This window comes from Micromonospora sp. NPDC005171, from assembly GCF_040608575.1.
GTDB lineage: Bacteria > Actinomycetota > Actinomycetes > Mycobacteriales > Micromonosporaceae > Micromonospora.
Genome location: NZ_JBEXIM010000033.1, coordinates 65,978 through 67,160 on the forward strand (window position 1 = coordinate 65,978; position 1,183 = coordinate 67,160).

Sequence of the window (1,183 nt, forward strand, 5' to 3'; positions counted from 1 at the left end):
CACGGCCGCTACGGCAAGGACGACCGCGACTCGGACGAGCGTGACTGGGACAAGGAGCGCGAGTTCGTCTACTACGGCGAAGCCAAGGTCGACAAGGACGCCAAGCCGGGTCGCTACGAGCTCAAGGGCTCGTGCGGCGAGGGCGAGCTCGTCGTGCTGCCGCACGGCGGTGTCGACGGTGGTGACGGCGGCGTCAGCACCGGTACCGACCGGGGTCTGGCCACCAGCGGGGCGGGCCTGCTCGGCGCTGCCGCGCTGGGCGGGATCGTGCTGATGCGTCGTCGGCGGACCGATGGTTCGCTCGTCTGACGTGACGACGACACCGGCCGGCGGCCGTCACGGGAGACCGTGGCGTGCCGCCGGCACGGCCGTCGTCGTCACCATGGCCATGATCGGCGCCGGCATGATCGGCGCCTCCCTGAAGACCACGCCCACTCCCCGACCGCCGCAGCCGTTGGCCCAGGCCGGCCCCGAGGCCACCGGGCCGGCGAGCACCGCCGACGGCGCCTCGTCTGTCGACGGGCAGCCGGTCGGTCAGGGGGACGCTCCGGCCGGGTTGGCTCGTTCGGCACCGACAAGCATCGAGATCCCCCGGATCGGTGTCGACGCGACGATCATGTCGTTGGGCACCAACCCGGACGGCACCGTCCAGGTCCCTCCGCTGGACAAGGCCGACCAGGCCGGGTGGTACGAGCCGGGTGCGAGCCCGGGCGAGACGGGTAACGCGGTGATCGTCGGGCACGTGGACTCGGCGGTGCTCGGCCCGGCCGTCTTCTTCGACCTCGGCGCTCTCGCCCCCGGCGACACCGTCACCGTGCGCCGCGCGGATGGCGTACCGGCCACCTTCACTGTCGACTCGGTGAAGTCGTATCCGAAGACGGCCTTCCCCACCGAGCTGGTGTACGGACCGAGCGATCGGCCCAGCCTGCGGGTGGTCACCTGCGGCGGTCAGTTCGACGAGGCCGCGAAGAGCTACCGGGACAACATCGTGGTCTTCGCCACCCTGGCGGGGTGACCCGCGACGAACGGAACGGTCCGGCCGGTCGGGGTGCCCCGACCGGCCGGACCGCGTCCGGCGTACCTGACTCAGAGCGCGTTTGATTTGTGGGATGGTCGGGTGTGTCGCACAGCCGGTCCGATCGATGAGGGTGACTTGGTCGGTAGACGGGTATGGATCGAGTGC

The 1,183-nt window shown here is 71.2% G+C and carries 1 protein-coding gene and 1 pseudogene; both read left to right on the forward strand.

Annotated features, from left to right (window positions below):
• A pseudogene (locus tag ABZU74_RS27190) lies at nucleotides 1-309 on the forward strand (hypothetical protein); the annotation flags it as partial.
• A 1-nt stretch (nucleotide 310) separates the two neighbouring features.
• Entirely contained in the window at nucleotides 311-1,015 is a 705-nt protein-coding gene (locus ABZU74_RS27195) for a class F sortase (RefSeq protein ID WP_355429404.1), read from the forward strand.
• Nucleotides 1,016-1,183: the final 168 nt, after the last annotated feature.